The sequence below is a fragment of the Pseudomonas sp. EMN2 genome, assembly GCF_009650555.1.
In the GTDB taxonomy this organism is placed as follows: Bacteria; Pseudomonadota; Gammaproteobacteria; order Pseudomonadales; family Pseudomonadaceae; genus Aquipseudomonas; species Aquipseudomonas sichuanensis.
The window spans coordinates 177,503-199,636 of record NZ_VZZR01000012.1 but is presented as its reverse complement, the minus strand read 5'-3'; the positions used below and the strand labels follow the sequence as shown (position 1 = coordinate 199,636).

At 64.4% G+C, this 22,134-nt stretch carries 21 protein-coding genes and 1 tRNA gene; 11 read left to right on the top strand and 11 right to left on the bottom strand.

What is annotated here, in order from left to right:
- The first annotated feature begins 70 nt into the window (after positions 1-70).
- Positions 71-331, top strand: a complete 261-nt coding sequence (locus tag F6X61_RS05365; protein ID WP_153785712.1) for a hypothetical protein — start codon at positions 71-73, stop codon at positions 329-331.
- The gene (locus F6X61_RS05360) at positions 328-582 is read left to right on the top strand and encodes a DUF3077 domain-containing protein (RefSeq protein ID WP_153785711.1); all 255 of its coding nucleotides are present in this window, start codon (positions 328-330) and stop codon (positions 580-582) included. The genes F6X61_RS05365 and F6X61_RS05360 overlap by 4 nt, the downstream gene beginning before the upstream one ends.
- A gap of 420 nt (positions 583-1,002) precedes the next feature.
- Here the strand turns inward: F6X61_RS05360 and F6X61_RS05355 are convergent, their stop codons facing one another.
- From F6X61_RS05355 to F6X61_RS05340, 4 genes are all read right to left on the bottom strand, one after another.
- A complete protein-coding gene (locus F6X61_RS05355; protein ID WP_153785710.1) occupies positions 1,003-1,962 on the bottom strand; it encodes a FecR family protein in 960 nt (319 codons plus the stop codon).
- An 88-nt stretch (positions 1,963-2,050) separates the two neighbouring features.
- Positions 2,051-2,551, bottom strand: a complete 501-nt coding sequence (locus F6X61_RS05350) for a sigma-70 family RNA polymerase sigma factor (protein ID WP_153785709.1) — start codon at positions 2,549-2,551, stop codon at positions 2,051-2,053.
- A gap of 192 nt (positions 2,552-2,743) precedes the next feature.
- A complete protein-coding gene (locus F6X61_RS05345) occupies positions 2,744-3,850 on the bottom strand; it encodes a GlxA family transcriptional regulator (RefSeq protein ID WP_110992254.1) in 1,107 nt (368 codons plus the stop codon).
- A gap of 389 nt (positions 3,851-4,239) precedes the next feature.
- Positions 4,240-5,616, bottom strand: a complete 1,377-nt coding sequence (locus tag F6X61_RS05340) for an L-serine ammonia-lyase (protein ID WP_153785708.1) — start codon at positions 5,614-5,616, stop codon at positions 4,240-4,242.
- 443 nt (positions 5,617-6,059) lie between these two features.
- Here F6X61_RS05340 and F6X61_RS05335 point away from each other — a divergent pair, with 443 nt between their 5' ends.
- The 3 genes from F6X61_RS05335 (at position 6,060) to choV (ending at position 9,112) form a co-directional block, all read left to right on the top strand.
- On the top strand, positions 6,060-7,007 hold the full coding sequence (locus tag F6X61_RS05335; RefSeq protein ID WP_110992252.1) for a choline ABC transporter substrate-binding protein: 948 nt from the start codon (positions 6,060-6,062) through the stop codon (positions 7,005-7,007).
- 81 nt (positions 7,008-7,088) lie between these two features.
- On the top strand, positions 7,089-7,937 hold the full coding sequence (choW, locus tag F6X61_RS05330) for a choline ABC transporter permease subunit (protein WP_178125776.1): 849 nt from the start codon (positions 7,089-7,091) through the stop codon (positions 7,935-7,937).
- Positions 7,934-9,112, top strand: a complete 1,179-nt coding sequence (choV, locus tag F6X61_RS05325; protein WP_153785707.1) for a choline ABC transporter ATP-binding protein — start codon at positions 7,934-7,936, stop codon at positions 9,110-9,112. The genes choW and choV overlap by 4 nt, the downstream gene beginning before the upstream one ends.
- A 132-nt stretch (positions 9,113-9,244) precedes the next feature.
- On the opposite strand, the gene hisF is transcribed toward choV, so the two are convergent.
- The 6 genes from hisF to F6X61_RS05295 all read right to left on the bottom strand — a co-directional run bounded on the left by hisF (position 9,245) and on the right by F6X61_RS05295 (position 14,184).
- Entirely contained in the window at positions 9,245-10,015 is a 771-nt protein-coding gene (gene hisF / locus F6X61_RS05320) for an imidazole glycerol phosphate synthase subunit HisF (protein ID WP_023629858.1), read from the bottom strand.
- 9 nt (positions 10,016-10,024) lie between these two features.
- Positions 10,025-10,762 carry a 1-(5-phosphoribosyl)-5-[(5-phosphoribosylamino)methylideneamino]imidazole-4-carboxamide isomerase gene (gene hisA, locus F6X61_RS05315; protein WP_110992248.1) on the bottom strand — a complete coding sequence of 246 codons (738 nt, stop codon included), beginning with the start codon at positions 10,760-10,762 and terminating at the stop codon, positions 10,025-10,027.
- A gap of 27 nt (positions 10,763-10,789) precedes the next feature.
- Positions 10,790-11,050, bottom strand: coding sequence for a DUF2164 domain-containing protein (locus F6X61_RS05310; protein ID WP_153785706.1), 261 nt, complete (start codon positions 11,048-11,050; stop codon positions 10,790-10,792).
- A complete protein-coding gene (hisH, locus tag F6X61_RS05305) occupies positions 11,051-11,689 on the bottom strand; it encodes an imidazole glycerol phosphate synthase subunit HisH (protein ID WP_110992246.1) in 639 nt (212 codons plus the stop codon). It lies immediately after the preceding gene.
- Complete coding sequence (gene hisB / locus F6X61_RS05300) at positions 11,690-12,283, bottom strand: imidazoleglycerol-phosphate dehydratase HisB (protein ID WP_110992314.1); 594 nt, start codon at positions 12,281-12,283, stop codon at positions 11,690-11,692.
- A gap of 242 nt (positions 12,284-12,525) precedes the next feature.
- Positions 12,526-14,184 carry an OFA family MFS transporter gene (locus F6X61_RS05295; protein WP_125462255.1) on the bottom strand — a complete coding sequence of 553 codons (1,659 nt, stop codon included), beginning with the start codon at positions 14,182-14,184 and terminating at the stop codon, positions 12,526-12,528.
- Between the two features lie 413 nt (positions 14,185-14,597).
- Here F6X61_RS05295 and F6X61_RS05290 point away from each other — a divergent pair, with 413 nt between their 5' ends.
- The 6 genes from F6X61_RS05290 (at position 14,598) to F6X61_RS05265 (ending at position 20,088) form a co-directional block, all read left to right on the top strand.
- The gene (locus F6X61_RS05290; protein WP_153785705.1) at positions 14,598-16,847 is read left to right on the top strand and encodes an AsmA family protein; all 2,250 of its coding nucleotides are present in this window, start codon (positions 14,598-14,600) and stop codon (positions 16,845-16,847) included.
- Positions 16,844-17,911 carry an A/G-specific adenine glycosylase gene (gene mutY / locus F6X61_RS05285; RefSeq protein WP_153785704.1) on the top strand — a complete coding sequence of 356 codons (1,068 nt, stop codon included), beginning with the start codon at positions 16,844-16,846 and terminating at the stop codon, positions 17,909-17,911. The genes F6X61_RS05290 and mutY overlap by 4 nt, the downstream gene beginning before the upstream one ends.
- Entirely contained in the window at positions 17,908-18,180 is a 273-nt protein-coding gene (locus tag F6X61_RS05280) for an oxidative damage protection protein (protein WP_110992242.1), read from the top strand. The genes mutY and F6X61_RS05280 overlap by 4 nt, the downstream gene beginning before the upstream one ends.
- Positions 18,181-18,270: 90 nt before the next feature.
- A tRNA-Phe gene (locus F6X61_RS05275) sits at positions 18,271-18,346 on the top strand.
- Positions 18,347-18,523: 177 nt separating this feature from the next.
- Complete coding sequence (gene ppk2 / locus F6X61_RS05270; protein ID WP_153785703.1) at positions 18,524-19,537, top strand: polyphosphate kinase 2; 1,014 nt, start codon at positions 18,524-18,526, stop codon at positions 19,535-19,537.
- 107 nt (positions 19,538-19,644) lie between these two features.
- A complete protein-coding gene (locus tag F6X61_RS05265) occupies positions 19,645-20,088 on the top strand; it encodes a hypothetical protein (RefSeq protein WP_153785702.1) in 444 nt (147 codons plus the stop codon).
- A 150-nt stretch (positions 20,089-20,238) separates the two neighbouring features.
- Here the strand turns inward: F6X61_RS05265 and gabP are convergent, their stop codons facing one another.
- On the bottom strand, positions 20,239-21,624 hold the full coding sequence (gene gabP, locus F6X61_RS05260) for a GABA permease (protein ID WP_153785701.1): 1,386 nt from the start codon (positions 21,622-21,624) through the stop codon (positions 20,239-20,241).
- Positions 21,625-22,134 lie beyond the last annotated feature (510 nt).

Sequence of the window (22,134 nt, the reverse complement as noted above, 5' to 3'; positions counted from 1 at the left end):
GTACGACTGCCACCCAAATCCGTGAGACGAGGAGGACGGCAGTTCCGACTACGTCATACGGAGATTCATCATGAAAAAACGCGTCCCCGACCCACCTCGCTTCATCCCCTATTTCACCCTCCAAACCGACCTGCCCACCCCCGACGCCCTGGCCCACGCCAGCCAGCTGCTGCGCGGCGTGAGCGAGACCCTGGACGAACACTGCCGGCTGCACGCCGGCGACCTTGGCCTGCACATGCTCAGCAACGCCGCCTACGCCGCCGATATGGCGCGTGCCCTGGTCGAACACACGATGGCCCGCTGCGACGGTGCCCAGGAGCCACGCCCATGAGTGACGACCTGAAAACCTGCACCACCGAGGGCCGCGAAACCTGCCTGGAGCTGTTCCGCGTGCAGCCGGGCATTCCGCTGGTGCGGGTATTGGATGAGATCTCGGTGTTGCTCGGCTGTATCCGCCACCTGTCCACCGAAGCGGAAATGGAAGGAGACCTGCTGGCGGGGAGTGCGGCACGCATCTTGAGCGATATGGCCAAGGCGCTGATCAACGATGTGGAGCGGGGGATGAACAGGGTGAATCGTTGAACTGAAACAGCACAGGGTCGCTTTGCGACCCTTTCGCCGGCAAGCCGGCTCCCACGAGGGATAGATGCCTGGCTTATGGTTGCATCAGGGCATGCAGGTGCTCGCCACAACCTTTGCAGCGCCTGTGAGGCCGAGAGCCGCCCGCGCGGCTTTCGAGCTTGAATCTGTTCACATACGACGCATTACAATCACCGTATGAGTCACGGCAGTGTTTGCATTCGTTCCGCCAGCAGCATCTCTGTTCGGGTGGTTGCTCTCGGATACCAGAATCGGGGCCGAACTTGTGTAGCGAGAATTCGCGTTTTCTTGAAGCGCGGCGGCTAATCGCGGGGCAAGCCCGTTCCCACAGGGATCGCGCAGGCTTTTCAGATTTTGAGCAAGACAGTTGCTCCTACAGGGCCTGCGTCAGGGCCGGCGGTTTCAAGGCTTGCTCAGCACCAGCAGCCACGGTCCATAGCTGCGCACCTCGCCGCCATGGGGCCGGACCACCGCACGCAAGGCCACTTCGGGCTTGCGCAGGTCATACACGCCGGTCACGCGCTTGCCGCCCAGCGCGTCGTCGCGCAGCAGCACCTTGCCCGGCAGGTAGTGCGCCAGCTCGCGCACCAGCTCGGCCACTGGCTGGTCATCGGCGATCAATTGGCCCTGGCGCCAGGCCGCGGTTTGCGAAGGCGCAAAGGTGCTCACCTGGGCCTGGCCGTCGAGGTAGCGCAGGCGTTGCCCGGCGGTCAGCGCGGCGGCCAGCACGCGGGCCGAGTCCTCGACCCGCACCGAACCATGCTGCACATCCACACCCACCCTGCCCGGCCTCAACTCGACATTGAAGGCGGTGCCGGTGACCGTCACCCGCACCCCTTCGGCGCGCACGTGAAACGGCTTGCCCTTGTCGGGCATCACTTCGAAGAACGCCTGGCCGGCCAGCAGGCGCACGTCGCGGTGATCGCCGGCATAGTCCACGGCGATGGCGGTGTCGCTGTCCAGTTGCACCACGCTGCCGTCGGCCAGGGTGATGTCGCGGGTTTCACCCAGGGCTGTGCGGTAGTCGGCCTGCAGGCGCAAGGTGAGAGTGGGGGCCACGGCCAGCATCAGGCAAGCGGCCACGGCGGCGCCCAGCCACCAGCGCCGCGGGGTTTTGCGCCGTACCGGCAGGCTGACCACCTCGGCCTTGGCAGGCCATAGCTCGGCGGTCGCCGGCGCCAGCTGGCCGCTGAGCCGCCACAGCCGCTCGGCCTTGCGGTAGGCATCGGGGTTGCCGGCATCGTCGGCCAGCCACTGCTCGAACTGCTCGCGCAGGGGCACATCATGCGGGGCCTGCTGCAGGCGCAGGAGCCAGTCCAGCGCCTGCTCGCGGCGGCTGGCGGTGAGGTCTGCGGGCGTCATGTCCGGCAAGTCTCCTGGGGGCTCGGGGGCGCGAAGGGTCGCACAGAGTCGGCCCGTTGAGCAAAAGACGCGGCAGCCTGAAGTTTTTTCACAGGTCGTCCTCCAGCTGCTCCAGGCAATGGCGCAGGGCATCGCGCACCAGCTGGTGCACCAGGCTGACCGAGACGTCCAGATGGCTGGCCACCTGCTGCAAGGTGAAACCGCCGAGGCGGTGCATTTCGAAGGCGGTGCGGGTGCGCAGAGGCAGCGTTTCGAGGGCGCGGCTGATGGCGGCGAGCTCGTTCTGCTGGCTGACCGCCTGCTCGGGCGAAGCGTCGCTGGCGGGCAGTTCGGCGAGGATCTCGTCACCGCCCGGCTGGGCTCTTTCCGTGGCCGTGCGGCGGGTCTGGTCTAGGGCCAGGTTGCGCACAATGCGGTAGAGGTAGCTGGCGGGGTGGCGGATGTCGGCATCGCCTGGCTGGCGGCTGAAGCGCAGCCAGGCTTCCTGCACCACATCCTCGGCGCGGGCGCGGCAGCCGACGATGGGCGTGGCGTAATCGACCAGTGCCGGGCGGTGGGCCAGGTAGAGCTGCAGTTTGTCGTCCGCCACGGGGTGGTATGCCAGGGTGCTTTCGGGGGCGGCGATGTTACCTGTTGACGAGAATCATTATCAACAGAAGGATCGATGTTGTCGTTTAGGCCCTCTTCGCGGGTAAACCCGCTCCCACAGGTACTGCATCGCTCTTGAAGAGGGTGCAGTACCTGTGGGAGCGGGTTTACCCGCGAAAAAAGCGACGCGGTATCAGAGCCTGACGCTGGCGAAGGTCGACTCGTTGCGCGCCTGGCTCAGGGCGGCCAGCGGGCCGCTGTGCGGCGACAGGGCCATGGCCTGCGGGATCGGCATCATCGCCACCTGCTGGGTGGTGTTGGAGCCCACACGCTCGTCGCGCGGCGGAATGCCGAAGTACTCGCGGTAGCACTTGGAGAAGTGCGGGGTGGAAACGAAGCCGCACACCGAGGCCACCTCGATGATCGACATGGGCGTCTGCTTGAGCAACTGCCGTGCGCGAATCAGGCGCAGCTTGAGGTAATAGCGCGACGGCGAGCAGTGCAGGTACTTCTGGAACAGGCGCTCGAGCTGGCGCCGCGACACCGCCACGTACACCGCCAGTTCGTCGAGGTCGATCGGCTCTTCCAGGTTGGCTTCCATCAGCGCGACGATTTCCTGCAGCTTCGGCTGGTTGGTGCCGAGCATGTGCTTGAGCGGCACGCGCTGGTGGTCCTGTTCGTTGCGGATGCGCTCGTAGACGAACATCTCGGAAATCGCCGCCGACAGTTCGCGGCCGTGATCGCGGCTGATCAGGTGCAGCATCATGTCCAGCGGCGCGGTGCCGCCGGAGCTGGTGAAGCGGTTGCGGTCGAGGGTGAACAGGCGGGTGCTCATGTTCACCCGCGGGTAGGCTTCCTGCATCGCGGCCAGGCATTCCCAGTGCACGCTGCAATCAAAACCATCGAGCAGGCCGGCACAGGCCAGCGCCCAGCTGCCGGTGCACACCGCACCGAGGCGGCGCGACTGGCGGGCCTGGGCCTGCAGCCAGGTGACGTGCTCACGGGTGACGGTGCGCTGGATGCCCACGCCGCCGCAGACGATCACGGTGTCGATCGGCGGGGCGCTGTGCATGGCGGCGTCGGGGGTGATCTGCAGGCCATCGCTGGCCCACACCTGGCCGCCGTCGGCGGTCAGGGTGTGCCAGCGGTACAGCTCACGGCCGGACAGCTGGTTGGCCATGCGCAGCGGTTCGACTGCCGACGCCAGGGAAATGAGGGTGAAGTTGTCCAACAGGAGAAAACCAATGGACTGGGGTGCTGTGCGGTTCTGGGTTGGGGTCCCGGAGGTGTACGACGTCATCGCGATTTCTCCTCACACAATGCAGGGTGTGCCTCAGGCGAGCACTGTTCTTGTAATGGCCCCGTTTCGTATGCAGGGGCTTTGCCAATCTCAACGCAAATGGCATGCCTGAAATTGAACGCTCATCCAATAAAACCCAAAAACGACCTCGACAAGCGGCGTGCAGCGGGCTCTGGATCGAGCGTAGACCTAAACGCAAACAGGCGCGCCAGCGCCTGCGGGTGAATCGGCTGAGCAATTCGGTAGCACTGCTGGGTAGCTTGCCCAGATGCGACAGACTTGAGTGTCACCGACAACGACCCTACCGGTAACGACAGCCGACAACCGGTAGATGACAAGCGCTGCGCCAAAATGTGGCGCAGCGGCCGGGCGCGGGCAGAAACGGCGCATCAGCACTCGATGGCGCTGACCGCGAGGCCCCCGCGCGAGGTTTCCTTGTACTTGTCGTGCATGTCGGCGCCGGTGTCACGCATGGTGCGGATCACCTGGTCGAGGGAGATGAAGTGCTCGCCGTCGCCACGCAGGGCCATCTGCACGGCGTTGATGGCTTTCACCGCAGCGATGGCGTTGCGCTCGATGCAGGGCACCTGGACCAGGCCACCGACCGGGTCGCAGGTCAGCCCGAGGTTGTGTTCCAGGGCGATCTCGGCGGCGTTTTCCAGCTGCGCCGGGGTGGCCCCGAGCACCTCGGCCAGGCCCGCGGCGGCCATGGCGCAGGCCGAGCCGACCTCGCCCTGGCAGCCAACTTCGGCGCCAGAAATCGAAGCGTTCTTCTTGCACAGGATGCCGACGGCTGCCGCACCGAGGAAGAAGTCGACAACGTTGGACTCGTCCACCACGTCGGAGAAACGCATGTAGTAGTGCAGCACGGCCGGGATGATCCCCGCCGCGCCGTTGGTAGGCGCGGTCACCATGCGCCCGCCGGCGGCGTTTTCTTCGTTGACCGCCAGGGCGAACAGGTTGACCCACTCCATGGCGCTCATGGTCGAGCCGATCACGTTGGGTTTGCCGATCTCCTGCAGGCTGCGGTGCAGCTTGGCGGCGCGGCGGCGCACATTGAGCCCGCCGGGCAAGGTGCCCTCGTGCTTGAGGCCGTTGCTCACGCATTCCTGCATGGCGCTCCAGAGCTTGAGCAGGCCGGCGCGAATCTCTTCTTCGCTGCGCCAGATCTTTTCGTTCTCCAGCATCAATTGCGACACGCGCAGGTCGTTTTGCTTGCACAGGCGCAGCAGCTCGGCGGCGCTGTTGAAATCGTAGGGCAGCACGGTCTGGTCAGCGTCGAGCACGCCGCTCGCGGCCTGGGCGGCATCGACCACGAAACCGCCGCCCACCGAATAGTAGGTGTCACGGTGCAGTTCGCCGCCCTCGCCTTCGGCCACCAGGGTCATGGCGTTGGGGTGGTACGGCAGGTTCTCGTCCAGCAGCAGCATGTCGCGGGCCCAGACGAATTCGATGGGCAGGCGGCTGTCGAGCTTGAGCACGTTGGTTTCGCGCAGGTCGGCGATGCGTGGGGTGATCTGGGTCGGGTCGATGGCGTCGGGCCATTCGCCCATCAGGCCCATGATGGTGGCGCTGTCGGTGCCGTGCCCGACACCGGTGGCCGACAGCGAGCCATACAGCCGCACTTCGATGCGCCGCACCTGCTCCAGCTCGCCGCGTTGGCGCAGGCCCTGGACGAACAGGGCGCCGGCGCGCATGGGGCCGACGGTGTGGGAGCTGGAAGGCCCGACACCGATCTTGAACAGGTCGAACACGCTGATGGCCATTGTCGCTTCACCTCTTGATGGGCTTGCCTGGTCGCGCCAAACGCCGCCTTGCACAACTGCTAGGCTGAAGCGTCGAGCCGCCTTGGAATGCTCGCATCATCGGGCTTTTGCCCACCCCCTCGCCGTCTGCAACCGACGTACTTTTGTCCGCCTGCGCCGCACTGATCCGCACCGGTTCGCGGCGTTTTGCAGCGCTCGAAGGGCGTAAAAACCCGGGCATGGGGGTGGAAAAATCCAGTTGCGACATCGCCCGTACTGGATGCGACCCGTCCTGTACTGGATACGACGCCACCAGTAGGCGATTGCCGAACGCTGGAGGATTATCGAAAGCGACTCGTTTTGCACGGCCTCGCATCCTGCCCTCTGCAGGCCTGGCCGATCGGCCCCCTAGAAAGCGCCGACGGCCCCCGCGAACCCGAAGATAAAATCACAGGAGTCCACCTATGAAAGCTTCACCCTCGCTGTTGCTGGTTGCGATGTTATCCGCTCCATTGCTGGCCCAGGCTGCAGAACCCGAACAGTGCCAGACGGTACGGTTCTCCGACGTCGGCTGGACCGACATCACCGTGACCACCGCGATGACCAGCGTGGTGCTCGAGGCCCTGGGGTACAAGACCCACACCAACATGATCTCGGTGCCGGTGACCTACAAGTCGCTGGCCGGGGGCAAGGACCTCGACGTGTTCCTCGGCAACTGGATGCCGACCATGGAAAACGACATCAAGCAGTACCGCGATGCCGGTACCGTCGAAACCGTGCGCGCCAACCTGGAGAACGCCAAGTACACCCTGGCGGTGCCCCAGGCGCTGTATGACAAGGGCCTGAAGGACTTCAGCGACATTCCCAAGTTCAAGAAGGAACTCGAAGGCAAGATCTACGGCATCGAGCCGGGCAACGACGGCAACCGTACCATCCAGAGCATGATCGACAAGGACGCCTTCGGCCTCAAGACCGCCGGCTTCAAGCTGGTGCAGTCCAGCGAGGCGGGCATGCTGTCGCAGGTCGACCGGGCGCAGAAACGGGGTGAGGCGGTGGTGTTCCTGGGCTGGGAACCGCACCCGATGAACAAGCGCTTCGCCATGAAGTACCTCACCGGTGGCGATGAGTTCTTCGGCCCCGACTTCGGCAAGGCCACCGTGCTGACCAACACCCGCAAAGGCTATGCGCAGGAATGCAGCAACGTGGGCCAGCTGTTGAAGAATCTGTCGTTCACCCTCGACATGGAAAGCGAGCTGATGGGCAAGGTGCTGGACGACAAGATGAAAGCCGACGCAGCCGCCAAGGCGTGGCTGAAGAACAACCCGCAAGTGCTCGACACCTGGCTGGCAGGGGTGACGACCGTGGATGGCAAACCCGGCCTTGAGGCGGCCAAGGCCAAACTGACGCAATAACGCAAGGCGCTATGGCAACACCGCGGGGTGGGACCGTGCCCACCCCGAACTGATTTCAATCTTTGCAGGTGGAAGCTCGCTATCATGCTTATCGATCAGAAAATACCCCTGGGGCAGTACATCGCCTCATTCGTCGAATGGTTGACCCAGAATGGCGCCGATTACTTCGACGCCATCGCCAAGGGCCTGGAATTCATGATCCATGGGGTCACCGGCGCCCTGACCTGGTTCAACCCGTTCGTGCTCATCGCCCTGTTCGCCGCCCTCGCGCACCTGATCCAGCGCAAATGGGCCCTTACCGTATTCGTCGCCCTGTCGTTCCTGCTGATCCTCAACCTGGGGTACTGGCAGGAAACCATGGAAACCCTGGCACAAGTGAGCTTCGCCACCGTGGTGTGCGTGGCCATCGGCGTGCCGCTGGGCATCGTCGCCGCCCACAAGCCGATGTTCTACACCGGCATGCGCCCGGTGCTGGACCTGATGCAGACCGTACCCACCTTCGTGTACCTGATCCCCACGCTGACCCTGTTCGGCCTGGGCGTGGTGCCGGGGCTGATCTCGACGGTGGTGTTCGCCATCGCCGCGCCCATCCGCCTCACTTACCTGGGTATCTGCGACGTACCGCAGGAGCTGCTCGACGCCGGCAAGGCCTTCGGCTGCTCGCGCCGCCAGCTGCTGACCCGCATCGAACTGCCCCACGCCATGCCGAGCATCGCCGCCGGCGTGACGCAATGCATCATGCTGTCGCTGTCGATGGTGGTGATCGCCGCCCTGGTGGGCGCCGACGGCCTGGGCAAACCTGTAGTCAACGCACTGAACACCGCCGATATCTCGCTCGGCTTCGAAGCGGGCCTGGCGATCGTGCTGCTGGCGATCATGCTGGACCGTATCTGCAAGCAACCGGAACTGCCGGTAAGGGGTGAGGCATGAGCATCATTCGTTTCGAAGACGTCGACGTCATCTTCTCCAGCAAGCCGCGCGAGGCGCTGTCGCTGCTGGACGAAGGCAAGACCCGCGAACAGATCCTCAAGCAGACCGGCCTGGTGGTCGGTGTCGAGAAGGCCAACCTGGACATCAACAAGGGCGAGATCTGCGTGCTCATGGGCCTGTCCGGCTCGGGCAAGTCGAGCCTCTTGCGCTGCATCAACGGCCTGAACACCGTCAGCCGCGGCAAGCTGTTCGTCGAGCACGAAGGCAAGCACATCGACATCGCCCACTGCACCCCGGCGGAGCTGAAGATGATGCGCACCAAGCGCATCGCCATGGTGTTCCAGAAGTTCGCCCTGATGCCCTGGCTGACGGTGCGCGAGAACATCAGCTTCGGCCTGGAAATGCAGGGCCGCCCGGAGAAGGAACGGCGCAAGCTGGTGGACGAAAAGCTTGAACTGGTGGGCCTGACCCAGTGGCGCAACAAGAAGCCCGACGAGCTGTCCGGCGGCATGCAGCAGCGCGTGGGCCTGGCCCGGGCGCTGGCGATGGACGCCGACATCCTGCTGATGGACGAACCGTTCTCGGCCCTCGACCCATTGATCCGCCAAGGCCTGCAGGATGAGCTGCTGGCCCTGCAAAGCAAGCTGAGCAAGACCATCGTGTTCGTCAGCCACGACCTGGACGAAGCCCTGAAGCTGGGCAGCCGCATCGCCATCATGAAGGACGGTCGGATCATCCAGTACAGCAAGCCCGAGGAGATCGTGCTGAACCCGGCCGACGAGTACGTGCGCACCTTCGTCGCCCACACCAACCCGCTGAACGTACTGTGCGGCCGCAGCCTGATGCGCACCCTGGACAAGTGCAAACGGGTCAACGGCTCGGTGTGCCTGGACCCGGGCGGCGACTCGTGGCTGGACCTGGGCGAAGGCAACTCGATCAAGCGCGCACGCCAGGGGCAGAATGGGCTGGACATGCAGAACTGGGTGCCGGGGCAGGCTGTGGAAGGGCTGGATCGCCGGCCGACCGTGGTGCATGCCGACATCGGCATGCGCGAAGCACTGCAGATTCGTTACCAGACCGGTAACAAGCTGGTGCTGCAGGAGAACGACAAGCTGGTGGGGATTCTGGGGGATACGGAGCTGTATCACGCGCTGTTGGGCAAGACCCACGGCTGACACAGTTTTAAGGGGATAACAACGTGGGAGCGGCGGTTCGCCGCTGCGACTTGCCCCGCGATGCGATGGTGAATGTGCCATCGCCATCGCGGGGCAAGCCCGCTCCCACAGTTGCTCACATTGCCTGGAAAATCAGCGAACGACGATCCCGCGCGAAGCCATGTAGGCCTTGGCTTCAGGCACCGTGTACTCGCCGAAGTGGAAGATGCTCGCCGCCAGCACCGCGCTGGCATGCCCTTCCAGGATCCCATCGGCCAGGTGCTGCAGGTTGCCCACACCACCGGAGGCGATCACCGGGATCCCCAGGGCATCGCTGATGGCGCGGGTCACGCCCAGGTCGAAACCATTCTTCATGCCGTCCTGGTCCATGCTGGTCAGCAGGATCTCACCGGCACCCAGGCCTTCCATCTTCTTCGCCCACTCCACCGCATCCAGCCCGGTAGGCTTGCGCCCGCCGTGGGTGAAAATCTCCCAGCGCGGCGTTTCGCCCGGGCCGGAAACCTTCTTGGCGTCGATGGCGACGACGATGCACTGCGAACCGAAACGGTCGGCCGCCTCACCCACGAACTCCGGGTTGAACACCGCGGCGGTGTTGATCGAGACCTTGTCGGCACCGGCGTTGAGCAGGTTGCGGATGTCCTGCACGGTGCGCACGCCACCGCCTACGGTCAGCGGGATGAACACCTGGCTGGCCATGCGCTCGACGGTATGCAGGGTGGTGTCACGGCCATCGACGCTGGCGGTGATGTCGAGGAAGGTGATCTCGTCGGCACCCTGCTCGTCGTAGCGACGGGCGATTTCCACCGGGTCACCGGCATCGCGGATGTTCTCGAACTTGACGCCCTTGACCACCCGGCCGTTGTCCACGTCCAGGCAAGGGATGATGCGCTTGGCCAGTGCCATGGTCGTTCCTCAGCCTTGGTAGTTGTCGCAGAAGGCCTGGGCCTCGGCGACGTCGAGGGTGCCTTCGTAGATGGCACGGCCGGTGATGGCGCCGATGATGCCCGGCGCTTTTGCGTCCAGCAGGGCCTTGATGTCACCCAGGTTGTGGATGCCGCCCGAGGCGATCACCGGGATCGAGGTGGCTTCGGCCAGGGCCTTGGTGAAGGGCACGTTGCAGCCCTGCATCATGCCGTCCTTGGCGATGTCGGTGTAGACGATCGACGAGACGCCATCGGCCTCGAAGCGCTTGGCCAGGTCGATGACCTGCACGGTGCTCACTTCGGCCCAGCCGTCGGTGGCGACGAAGCCGTCCTTGGCGTCCAGGCCAACGATGATCTTGCCTGGGAAGGCCTTGCACGCCTCGGCGACGAACTCCGGCTGCTTGACCGCCTTGGTGCCGATGATCACGTGGCTGACGCCGGCCTTGACGTAGTGCTCGATGGTTTCCAGCGAGCGGATGCCGCCGCCGATCTGGATCGGCAGGTTCGGGTAACGCTTGGCGATGGCGGTGACCACTTCACCGTTGACCGGCTGGCCTTCGAAGGCGCCGTTGAGGTCGACCAGGTGCAGGCGGCGGCAGCCACCTTCGACCCATTTGGCGGCCATGCTCACCGGGTCGTCGGAGAATACCGTGGAGTCTTCCATGCGGCCTTGGCGCAGACGCACGCAGGCGCCGTCCTTCAGATCGATAGCGGGGATAATCAGCATCTTGGAAACCTGTCTTGTTCGTTGAGTTCAGGGCTTCTCGAGCGCCCACAGGTCGCTTTCGATGCTCTCGAACCGCTCCTTGAGGTGCAGCTGAACATCGGCAATCGCCCTGTTGTAGTAATACGGAGCAACTTCTCTGGAAAACACCTCGAGGACCTCGGCCACCTCGAACGACCCCAGCTCCAGCTCGAAACGGTCTTCGAGGAAGCGCTTGAGCTTGTCGAGCGCTTCGCGCTCCTGCTCGGGGGCCAGCGTGAGGATCGGTGCCTTGGTCCGCGACCTGCTCATTTACCAGCGCCCATCCCAGGCGACGAAGTTCTGCAGCAGTTGCAGGCCATGGGTATGGCTCTTCTCCGGGTGGAACTGCACGGCGAAGCGCGAGCCCTCGGCCAGCGCGGCGGCGAAATCGACGCCGTAGTGGCCGCGGCCGACGACCTGGCCCGGCTTGCCGGCATTGATGTAGTAGCTGTGCACGAAGTAGAAGCGCGCGCGGTCGGGAATGTCATGCCACAGCGGGTGGTCGATGGTCTGGCCGACTTCGTTCCAACCCATGTGCGGCACTTTCAGGTGCTCGCCGTCTTCCTTGAGGTCTTTGCCGAAGAAGCGCACTTGGCCTGGGAACAGGCCGATGCAGTCGACGCCGTCGTTCTCTTCGCTGTGCTCGAGCAGGGCTTGCATGCCCACGCAGATGCCGAGGAACGGGCGATCCTGGCTGACTTCGCGGACCAGGCTGTCGAAGCCCAGGCGGCGGATTTCGGCCATGCAGTCGCGGATCGCGCCAACGCCGGGGAACACCACGCGGTCGGCTTCACGAATGACGGCGGCGTCGCTGGTGACCAGCACCTTGCCGGCACCCACGTGCTCGAGGGCCTTGGCCACCGAGTGCAGGTTGCCCATGCCATAGTCGATTACGGCTACGGTCTGCATTTACAGGCACCCTTTGGTCGATGGCATCTGCCCGGCCATGCGTTCGTCCTGCTCCACGGCCATGCGCAGCGCGCGGCCGAAGGCCTTGAACACGGTCTCGATCTGGTGGTGGGTGTTATGGCCACGCAGGTTGTCGATGTGCAGGGTCACCAGGGCGTGGTTGACGAAGCCCTGGAAGAACTCCTGGAACAGGTCGACGTCGAAGCCACCGACGCTGGCACGGGTGTAGGGGACATGCATCTGCAGGCCCGGGCGGCCGGAGAAGTCGATGACCACGCGCGACAGCGCTTCGTCGAGCGGCACGTAGGCGTGGCCGTAGCGGAAGATGCCTTTCTTGTCACCGATGGCCTGGGCAAACGCCTGGCCGAGGGTGATGCCGACGTCTTCGACGGTGTGATGGTCATCGATATGCAGGTCGCCCTTGCATTCGATGTCCAGATCGATCAGCCCGTGCCGGGCGATCTGGTCGAGCATGTGTTCAAGGAAAGGCACACCGATATCGAATCGGGCCTTACCAGTGCCATCGAGGTTGATCGAGCACTTGACCTGGGTTTCCAGGGTATTGCGCTCGACGGAAGCCTTACGTTCGACCATCACCAGCTCCGCAAAATCATTGGGCGAAAAGGGCTCCATTATAGGCCCAGAACGCGCCGGCTTGAAACGCGGATGACATATGGCAGGGCAAGCAATTGCGGGGGGATGACAGGCTTACAGGTCTATACAAGCCGGTTTTGTCGACCTCATCGCGGGGCAAGCCCGCTCCCACAGAGCGTGGGAGCGGGCTTGCCCCGCGATGAGGCCTAGACTGCCAGCCAATCAGCCAGCTTTGTCAACCGTCAGTGGAACAGCACCGCCGTCTTCTGCAGGGTGATCCATACCCCCCAGGCCAGCGGAATCACCACCACGGCCCAGGCCAGCAGCACCAACGGCAGGCTGCCCGGCGCGGCATGCCATTCCAGCGACCGCGCGCTGTCGGCCCCCTTGTCATGGCTCAGGGCACGCTCCGCGGCCAGCTCGGCCTCGGTCATGAAGTACTTGTCGGCCACCGGGCGTACCAGCATGTTGCAGACAAAGCCCAGCACCAACAGCCCGGCAAGGATGTACAGGGTCATGTCGTAGGCCGCGGCCCGCTCCACACCTGCCGCCAGCTGCGCTTCACGCAGGTAGGTGATCAGCACCGGGCCCAGCACGCCAGCGGCGGCCCAGGCGGTCAGCAGGCGACCGTGGATGGCACCGACCATCTGCGTGCCGAACAGGTCGGCCAGGTAGGCCGGCACCGTGGCGAAGCCGCCACCGTACATTGACAGGATGATGCAGAACGCCGCGACGAACAGCGCCACGTTACCGATGTGCCCCATGTTCGGCACCAGGCTGTAGAGGCCCACGCCCAGGGCGAAGAAGGCGAAGTAGGTGTTCTTGCGGCCAATGTAGTCGGAGAACGACGCCCAGAAGAAGCGCCCGCCGATGTTGAACAGGCTGAGCAGGCCGGTGAAGCCGGCGGCAATGGCGGCGATCTGCGCCAGTTGCGCGGCGTTCAACTCGCTGAAGGTCAGCTCGTTGCCCAGCAGCTTGCCGGCGAACACTTCCTGCAGCAGTGGCGAGGCCATGCCGAGAATGCCGATACCGGCCGAGACGTTCAGGCACAGCACCAGCCACACCAGGGCGAACTGCGGGGTCTTCCAGGCCACGCTCACGTGCACGTGGCGGTCGGTGACCATGGCGTTGGCCTTCTTCGCCGGCGGGGTCCAGCCCTCTGGCTTCCAACCGGTGGGCGGCACGCGGTAGGCCAGGGCGCCGGCCGTCATGAACACGAAGTAGATCGCGGCCATGGCCACGAAGCTCTGCCACACGCCGACTTCAGTGGCGCTGCCGAAGTGGCCCATCAATGCGGTCGCCAGCGGCGCGCCCACCATGGCACCACCACCAAAGCCCATGATCGCCATGCCGGTGGCCATGCCGCGCTTGTCCGGGAACCACTTGATCAGGGTCGACACCGGCGAGATGTAGCCCAGGCCCAGGCCGATACCACCGATTACCCCCGAACCGAGCCACATCAGCCACAGCTGATGGGTCTTCACGCCGATCGCCGAGATCAGCAGGCCGCCGCACCAGCACAGTGCCGATACCAGGCCAGCCTTGCGCGGACCTGCGTGCTCCAGCCAGCCGCCGAGCACTGCGGCCGAGCAACCGAGGAAGACGAAGAACAGGGTGTAGATCCAGCTGAGCATGGAGATCGGCCAGTCGCACTCGGCGCTGAACAGGCGGGCGACGAAGCCCATGTCCGCCGCGCACGCCACCGGCGCGCTGACGCCCAGGGCTTGGGACAACGGCAACCAGAACACCGAGAAACCGTAGGCCATGCCGATGCACAGGTGAATGGCCAGGGCCGCCGGCGGTACCAGCCAGCGGTTGAAGCCCGGACGGGCGATGATGCGCTCCTTCGACAGGAAACCGGGCACGCTTACCGGCATCTCCGTCGTGATACTGCTGCTCATGGGATCGTTCCTTTTGTAGGTGGGCTGCTTTCGGGCTGCCGGCCCGGCTCTGCTGTGGCGTCTCCCCCGGGATGACGCCGGCCGTTTGCGGCATTGCCCCGCGACAATGGGTCGCGGATGCTGCGAAAGCGGCGCAAGATTACCAGCAGCCAGTGGCATGAAGGCAATCTGATATCGCGTTTTTTTCGTCAGCTGAATCGGTAATTCGCCTGTTCTGGCCTCATCGCGGGGCAAGCCCGCTCCCACGCCGTTTGTGATCTGGCGTGGGAGCGGGCTTGCCCCGCGATGAGGACCGAGCAGGCGATGAATGAACTGTCGTCATTGCCACTGTCGAAATGTCGGATACGCAGCGCCAAGTGCCACAGCGCTATACTCGCCGCTGAATTTCACAATCGGACTACAAGGACTCGCCCATGAAAGCGTTCGGCAAAATCCTGGGGCTGTCGCTTCTCGGGTTGTTGCTGATCATCGTGGCGCTGGGCTTCGCCCTGACGCACCTCTTCGATCCCAACGACTACAAAGACGAAATCCGCCAACTGGCCCGCGACAAGGCCCACGTCGAGCTGACGCTCAACGGCGACATCGGCTGGAGCCTGTTCCCCTGGCTGGGCCTGGAGCTGCACGAGGCGAGCATCGCCACGCTGAACAACCCCAAGGTGCCGTTCGCCGACTTGCAGATGCTCGGTTTGTCCGTACGCGTGCTGCCGCTGCTGCGCCGCGAAGTGCAGATGAGCGATGTGCGGGTCGAGGGCCTGAACCTCACCCTCACCCGCGATGCCAACGGCCACGGCAACTGGGAAGACATCGGCAAGCCGCTGCCTGACCCGGCCGTTGCCAACGCCCCGGCCACCGCGCCAGGCGAAGCGCCGGCCAGCGAGCCGCCCAAGCCCGAAGCCAGCGAGCGTTCGGTCAAGCTCGACATCGACAGCCTGACCGTCAACAACGCCCGGGTGCAGTTCACCGACGAGAAGGCCGGCCAAAGCTACGGCGCCGAAAGCATCCAGCTGAGCACGGGCCCCGTGCACGAAGGCGTGAACATCCCGCTAAAGGCCAGCGCCTTCCTCAGTGCCAGCCAGCCGAACATCAAGGCGCGCACCGAGCTGACCGGCGAACTGCGCTTCGACCGCAAGCTCAAGCGCTACAACCTTGAAGACATGCGCCTGTCCGGCGAAACCTCGGGCGAGCCGCTGGCCGGCAAGACCATGACCTTCGCCGCGCAAGGCCAGGTGCTGGTCGACCTGGCCGCCAATGTCGCCTCGTGGAGCAGCCTGAAGGTCTCGGCCAATCAGCTGCGCGCCCTGGGCGAGCTGAATGTGCGCGACCTGGACAAGGCGCCGCAGGTGAGTGGCGGGCTGTCCATCGCCCAGTTCAACCTGCGCACCTTCCTCGACGGCATCGGCCACCCGCTGCCGGCCACCGCCGATGCGGCCGCCTTCAACAAGCTGGAGCTGGTTGCCCGCCTGCAAGGCACACCAAGCAGCCTGGCCCTGGAAGACCTGGCGGTGAAGCTGGACGACAGCACCTTCACCGGCCGCGTGGCCGTGGAAGATTTCGCCAAGCAGGCCCTGCGGGTAAACCTCAAGGCAGACACCTTCGACGCTGACCGCTACCTGCCAGCCAAGAGCGAGGAAGCCAAGGGCACCACCGCAGCGCGCCAGGCCGAGGTGAAACAGCAGGAAGCCAGCGCCACTGCCGGTGCCGGCACCACCCCGTTGCCCAACGCCCCCACGCAAGTGGCCTGGAGCAACGACAAGCTGCTGCCGGTGGACCGCCTGCGCGCCCTCGACCTGCAGGCCGACCTGGCGTTCGGCGCCCTGACCCTGGACAAGCTGCCCATCAGCGACGCCCGGCTCAAGGCCAACGGCCAGGGCGGCCTGATCACCCTCGAAACCCTGCGCGGCGGCCTGTACAACGGCAGCTTCGAAGCCAAGGGCAAGGTCGACGTGCGCCCCGCCGTGCCGCAACTGGGGGTGAACACCAAGATCAACCGCGTGCCGGTGGAGCATTTCATCAAGCGCGAAAGCCCCGACCAGGCGCCGCCAGTCAAGGGCCTGCTGACCCTTGCCAGCGACCTGACCGCCACCGGCAACAGCCAGAAAGCGCTGGTCGACACCCTCAACGGCAACGCCAGCTTCACCATCAACGATGGCGTGCTGGTCAACGCCAACCTGGAACAGCAACTGTGCCAGGCCATCGCCACCCTCAACCGCAAGCAGCTCGGCAGTGAGCCGCGCGGCAAGGACACGCCGTTCGAAGAGCTGCGCGGCAGCCTGGTGATCCGCAATGGCGTGGCCAGCAACCCGGACCTCAAGGCGCGCATTCCCGGCCTGACCGTCAACGGCCATGGCGACCTCGACCTGCGCGTGCTGGGCATGGACTACAACGTCGGCGTGGTGGTCGAAGGCGACCAGCGCGCCATGCCCGACCCGGCCTGCCAGGTCAACGAGCGCTTTGCCGGTATCGAAGTGCCGCTGCGCTGCCGTGGCCCGCTGGAGCTGGGCGCCAAGGCCTGCCGCCTGGACCAGGACGGCCTGGGCAAGGTTGCCGCCAAGCTGGCCGGTAACCGTTTGAAGGACAAGATCGATGAAAAGCTCGAAGAAAAACTCGGAGACAAAGTGAGCCCGGAACTCAAAGATGCGCTCAAGGGGCTGTTCAAGCGATGAGCCCCCAGCAGTTCTCCAGCGCCGTGCTGGACTGGTACGACCAGCACGGTCGTCACGACCTGCCCTGGCAACAGGGCATCAACCCATATCGGGTGTGGGTCTCGGAAATCATGCTGCAGCAGACCCAGGTCAGCACCGTGCTCAACTACTTCGACCGCTTCATGCAGGCGCTGCCGACCGTGCAGGCACTGGCTGAAGCGCCGGAAGACGAAGTGCTGCACCTGTGGACAGGCCTGGGCTACTACACACGCGCACGTAACCTGCAAAAGGCCGCAAAGATCGTCGTCGCGCAACATGGCGGCGAGTTCCCGCGCAGTGTCGAGCAGCTCACCGAGCTGCCCGGCATTGGCCGCTCCACCGCCGGGGCCATCGCCAGCATCAGCATGGGCATCCGCGCGCCGATCCTCGACGGCAACGTCAAGCGCGTGCTGGCCCGCTTCACCGCCCAGGCCGGTTACCCGGGCGAACCCAAAGTGGCCAACCAGCTGTGGGCCACCGCCGAGCGATTCACCCCGATGACGCGGGTCAACCACTTCACCCAGGCGATGATGGACATGGGCGCAACGCTGTGCACCCGCAGCAAGCCCAGTTGCCTGATCTGCCCGCTGCAGCGTGGTTGCGAAGCCCATCTGCACGGCGAAGAGACCCGCTACCCGGAGCCCAAGCCGCGCAAAGCCTTGCCGCAGCGCAAGACCCTGATGCCGCTGCTGGCCAACCATGAAGGCGCGATCCTGCTTTACCGCCGGCCCTCCACCGGGTTGTGGGGTGGCCTGTGGAGCCTGCCGGAGCTGGACAGCCTCGAGCAGCTCGACGACCTCGCCTACCAGCACGGCCTGCGCCTGGCCGGCAGCCAGGCCCTGCAAGGCCTGACCCACACCTTCAGCCATTTCCAGCTGGCCATCGAGCCATGGCTGGTGCGTGTCGACCCGGTCGGCGCGCACGTGGCCGAGCCCGACTGGCTCTGGTATAACCTCGCCACCCCGCCGCGCCTGGGCCTCGCCGCCCCGGTCAAGAAGCTGCTGCAACGCGCGGCCGACGAACTGATTGCAGGAGAGAACCCATGACCCGCACCGTGATGTGCCGCAAATACAAAGAAGAGTTGCCAGGCCTGGAGCGCGCGCCCTACCCCGGCCCCAAGGGCCAGGACATCTTCGAACACGTCTCGCAGAAAGCCTGGGCCGACTGGCAGAAGCACCAGACCCTGCTGATCAACGAGAAGCGCCTGAACATGATGAACGCCGAGGACCGCAAGTTCATCCAGGCCGAGATGGACAAGTTCTTCGCCGGTGAAGATTACGCCAAGGCTGAAGGCTACGTTCCGCCCTCGGAATGACCCCGGAAAACGTAAGCGACGGAATTAATTTAAATTTTTTGAAAAAAGTCGTTGACGAGCGGTCTGGAAATCTATTTAATTCACCTCGTCGCCCAGATAGCTCAGTCGGTAGAGCAGAGGATTGAAAATCCTCGTGTCGGCGGTTCGACTCCGTCTCTGGGCACCACCTTCAGCTTCTGGTGGTTGCAAAGTTACCCGAAGCGACACAAGAAACCCGCCTAGTGCGGGTTTTTTGTTGCCTGCGTTTTCTTGGTTCATGTCCGGTTGATCGATATCAAGAAGTCACCGCCTGCTGGCTCATAGCATGGAGGGTGGACATTCGACCGACCCCGCAAGGACCTCCATGAGCGAAGAATCCGCCACCCTCCTCCTGCCGTCGCCTGCCGACACCGGCAGCGGCGCCAAGCCCGTCACCCGCACCCGCCGCCCACGCCAGCGCAAGCCCGCCGCCAAAGCACCCACGCCAGAGACCATCACCCAGGTCAGCCAGCAACCCGCCGCCCTGGTAGTGGCCAACGCGCGCAAAGGCAGCAGCGAGGACAGTACCTCGGCGCATCTGCCGGCCAGCTACCCGTACCGCACGCGCATGCGCCGCCAGGACTACGACAAGGCCAAGCACGCACTGCAGATCGAGCTGCTGAAGGTACAGAACTGGGTGAAGGAAACCGGCCAGCGCATCGTCATCCTCTTCGAAGGCCGTGACGCAGCGGGCAAGGGCGGCACCATCAAGCGCTTCATGGAGCACCTGAATCCGCGTGGCGCCCGCATCGTCGCGCTGGAGAAGCCCTCCGAACAGGAGCAAGGCCAGTGGTACTTCCAGCGCTATATCCAGCACCTGCCCACCGCCGGTGAAATGGTGTTCTTCGACCGCTCCTGGTACAACCGCGCCGGGGTCGAGCGGGTGATGGACTTCTGCTCGCCGCTGCAATACCTGGAGTTCATGCGTCAGGCGCCGGACCTTGAGCGGATGCTGTGCAACAGCGGCATCCTGCTGTTCAAGTTCTGGTTCTCGGTGAACCGCGAAGAGCAACTGCGCCGCTTCATCTCGAGGCGCGACGACCCGCTCAAGCACTGGAAGCTGTCGCCCATCGACATCAAGTCGCTGGACAAGTGGGAGGACTACACCGCCGCCAAGGAAGCCATGTTCTTCCACACCGACACCGCCGATGCGCCGTGGACGGTGATCAAGTCCGACGACAAGAAGCGCGCGCGGATCAACTGCATCCGGCATTTCCTGCATTCGCTGGATTATCCGGGCAAGGACCACAGCGTGGCGCATGCGCCGGATCCGCTGCTGGTTGGCCGCGCTTCGCGGGGGTTCGAGGAGGATGAGGTGCCGGCCCCGAGCCCTGTGTAACGGCCATCGCGGGGCCAGCCCGCTCCCACGCGGCGCCTCGCCCTTGGGTTTTCTGGGCAACTGCGCTTCAATACGCGCCTTTACCCGATACCTCCAAGGACCGCCCCATGGCCACCAACACCAAGCAACAGAAACGCGCCAAGCGCGCCGCCACCAAGGCCAAGCAGAACCGCATGGTGCGCAGCGGCCAGGCGGTCAAGGCCAGCAGCGGCGAAAGCGCCAGCGTAGAGCAGGTGTTCAACAAGGCCATGGAGTCGGGCAGCTACAACAGCCTGTTCGACAAAATGAAAGAAGCCCAGGAAAACGGCCTGGTGCCGATGATCTCGGTATTCCTGGTGGACCCGCTGCTGGCACTGGTGCTCAAGGGCCACAAGGAAGAACACGCCACCGACTACATCGTCATGGTGTTCACTGCCTACCGCAAATGGCTCGACGGCACCGACGAGGACGCGACCATGGCCTGGCTTGAGAGCGATGAGTTCCAGGCGGCCTATGTCACGGCTTCCGAGGTGGTGGCCAAGGGGCAGCAACAGCAGAAGCAGTTCGGCTGAACCAGCACCGCCGCCTTCGCGGGTAAACCCGCTCCCACAGGCAACGCTCAACACTGTGGGAGCGGGTTTACCCGCGAAGAGGCAGGAACAGACAAACAAAAAGGCCGCGCCCCTCACAGGACGCGGCCTTTTCATTTCACCGACTGCGCATCAGCTATCCAGCGCCACGCGCCCGGCAGCGCCGCGCTTGCGGTGCACCAGCAAGCCTGCGGCCACAACTGCGATGCTCAGCAGCGCGGTAGCGATGATCTCGACGCGGTGATCCTCACGCAGCCCCATCACCACCAGAATGGCGACGATGAAGGCGATGGTCGCCCAGGTCAGGCCCGGGAACATCCACATCTTGAACGAGATCTTCTCGCCGCTGGCTTCACGCTGGGCACGCATGCGCAGTTGCGACACGGCGATCACCAGGTACACCAGCAGGGCGATGGCGCCCGAGCTGGCCAGCAGGAACTCGAACACCGCGGCCGGGGCCAGGAAGTTGGCGAACACGCACAGGAAGGCCGCAGCGGTGGACAGCAGCACGGCCCAGTGCGGGGTGCCCGCCTTGGTGGTGCGCTGGGCGATTGCCGGGGCATCGCCACGCTTGCTCAGGGAGAACAGCATGCGCGAGGAGGTGTACAGCGCCGAGTTCAGGCAGCTGGTCACGGCGATCAGCACGACGATGTCGACGATCAGCTTGGCATTCGGCACACCGATCAGGCTGAGGACGGTCTGGTAGGAGCCTTTCTCGGCCAGGGTCGGATCGTTCCACGGCACCATGGCCACGACCAGGAAGATCGATACCAGGTAGAACAGGCAGATACGCCAGATCACCGAGTTGGTGGCGCGGCTGATCTGCTTGCCCGGATCTTTCGACTCGGCGGCGGCGATGGTGACGATCTCGGTCCCCATGAAGGAGAACATGGTGGTCAGCATGGCGGCCAGCACGGCGCCCAGGCCATTGGGCATGAAGCCCTGGGTATCGAACAGGTGGCTGACGCCGCTGATCTGGCTGCTCGGGACCATGCCGAACATGGCCGCGCAACCGACGACGATGAAGCCGATGATCGCCAGCACCTTGAGCAGGGCGAACCAGAACTCGAACTCACCGTAGTTCTTCACGCTGAACAGGTTGGTAACGGTCAGCACCAGGGTGATGACCAGCGAGAACGCCCACAGGTCCACGGCCGGGAACCAGGCATGCAGGATGGCGGCGGCGGCGTTGGCCTCGAGCGGGATCACCAGCACCCAGAACCACCAGTACAGCCAGCCGATGGTGAAACCGGCCCAGCGCCCGATGGCGCGGTCGGCGTAGGTCGAGAAAGAACCGGTGTCGGGCGATGCGACCGCCATTTCACCGAGCATGCGCATTACCAGTACCACCAGGGTACCGGCAGCGGCGTAGGCCAGCAGCACGGCAGGGCCGGCGGCGGCGATGGCGTGGCCGGAGCCGACGAACAAGCCGGCGCCGATCACGCCTGCGATGGACAGCATGGTCACATGCCGTTGTTTGAGCCCCTGAGCGAGGTCATTGGAATTGTTACCGCTCATAAAACTACCTTTGTAAGGAGTGGACCACCCGAATGAAGGGGAAACGAAGCGCACCAAGGGGTGATTTAGGCGTCGCCGCATTCGGTCTTTTCCCACTGGCAATAAGCGCGCCATTTTCAAATGCCATTTATCCGGAATGGCTGACGCCCGCAAATTCGCTGGCTTTGCGGCCTTTCTGCCAGGCTTTGACCGAAAGCCCGTCAAATCTCCGTGCCAAGTCCGGATTACTGAAATACCCACTTACAAACGCACCAAAGGTGCCCCTCGGTAACACCCTCGCACCAGAGTAAGGCATTGAAGTGCAACCCAGAGGTACAACCATTGTTTCAGCCATGATTCGATCTGCGTGGGAGCGGGCTTGCCCCGCGATAGCGATTGTCGCCCCAGCACCTTCAGTCCTGCCGAAGCCATCGCGGGGCAAGCCCGCTCCCACGCCAGCCTGTACCGGCCACATGGGCGGTAGCACCTGCTTTCCCGGAAAATGGTCTAAACCGCTTCCATGCTTGGGCC

Bases quoted from the DNA above. Each gene is read 5' to 3' on its own strand.
- gabP (WP_153785701.1), bottom strand. From the start codon at position 21,624: ATGAGCGGTAACAATTCCAATGACCTCGCTCAGGGGCTCAAACAACGG.
- F6X61_RS05335 (WP_110992252.1), top strand. From the start codon at position 6,060: ATGAAAGCTTCACCCTCGCTGTTGCTGGTTGCGATGTTATCCGCTCCA.
- F6X61_RS05360 (WP_153785711.1), top strand. From the start codon at position 328: ATGAGTGACGACCTGAAAACCTGCACCACCGAGGGCCGCGAAACCTGC.
- hisA (WP_110992248.1), bottom strand. From the start codon at position 10,762: ATGCTGATTATCCCCGCTATCGATCTGAAGGACGGCGCCTGCGTGCGT.
- ppk2 (WP_153785703.1), top strand. From the start codon at position 18,524: ATGAGCGAAGAATCCGCCACCCTCCTCCTGCCGTCGCCTGCCGACACC.
- F6X61_RS05265 (WP_153785702.1), top strand. From the start codon at position 19,645: ATGGCCACCAACACCAAGCAACAGAAACGCGCCAAGCGCGCCGCCACC.
- choV (WP_153785707.1), top strand. From the start codon at position 7,934: ATGAGCATCATTCGTTTCGAAGACGTCGACGTCATCTTCTCCAGCAAG.
- hisH (WP_110992246.1), bottom strand. From the start codon at position 11,689: ATGCAGACCGTAGCCGTAATCGACTATGGCATGGGCAACCTGCACTCG.
- F6X61_RS05280 (WP_110992242.1), top strand. From the start codon at position 17,908: ATGACCCGCACCGTGATGTGCCGCAAATACAAAGAAGAGTTGCCAGGC.
- F6X61_RS05355 (WP_153785710.1), bottom strand. From the start codon at position 1,962: ATGACGCCCGCAGACCTCACCGCCAGCCGCCGCGAGCAGGCGCTGGAC.
- mutY (WP_153785704.1), top strand. From the start codon at position 16,844: ATGAGCCCCCAGCAGTTCTCCAGCGCCGTGCTGGACTGGTACGACCAG.
- F6X61_RS05365 (WP_153785712.1), top strand. From the start codon at position 71: ATGAAAAAACGCGTCCCCGACCCACCTCGCTTCATCCCCTATTTCACC.
- F6X61_RS05290 (WP_153785705.1), top strand. From the start codon at position 14,598: ATGAAAGCGTTCGGCAAAATCCTGGGGCTGTCGCTTCTCGGGTTGTTG.
- hisB (WP_110992314.1), bottom strand. From the start codon at position 12,283: ATGGTCGAACGTAAGGCTTCCGTCGAGCGCAATACCCTGGAAACCCAG.
- hisF (WP_023629858.1), bottom strand. From the start codon at position 10,015: ATGGCACTGGCCAAGCGCATCATCCCTTGCCTGGACGTGGACAACGGC.
- F6X61_RS05340 (WP_153785708.1), bottom strand. From the start codon at position 5,616: ATGGCCATCAGCGTGTTCGACCTGTTCAAGATCGGTGTCGGGCCTTCC.
- F6X61_RS05295 (WP_125462255.1), bottom strand. From the start codon at position 14,184: ATGAGCAGCAGTATCACGACGGAGATGCCGGTAAGCGTGCCCGGTTTC.
- F6X61_RS05345 (WP_110992254.1), bottom strand. From the start codon at position 3,850: ATGACGTCGTACACCTCCGGGACCCCAACCCAGAACCGCACAGCACCC.
- F6X61_RS05310 (WP_153785706.1), bottom strand. From the start codon at position 11,050: ATGAGCAGGTCGCGGACCAAGGCACCGATCCTCACGCTGGCCCCCGAG.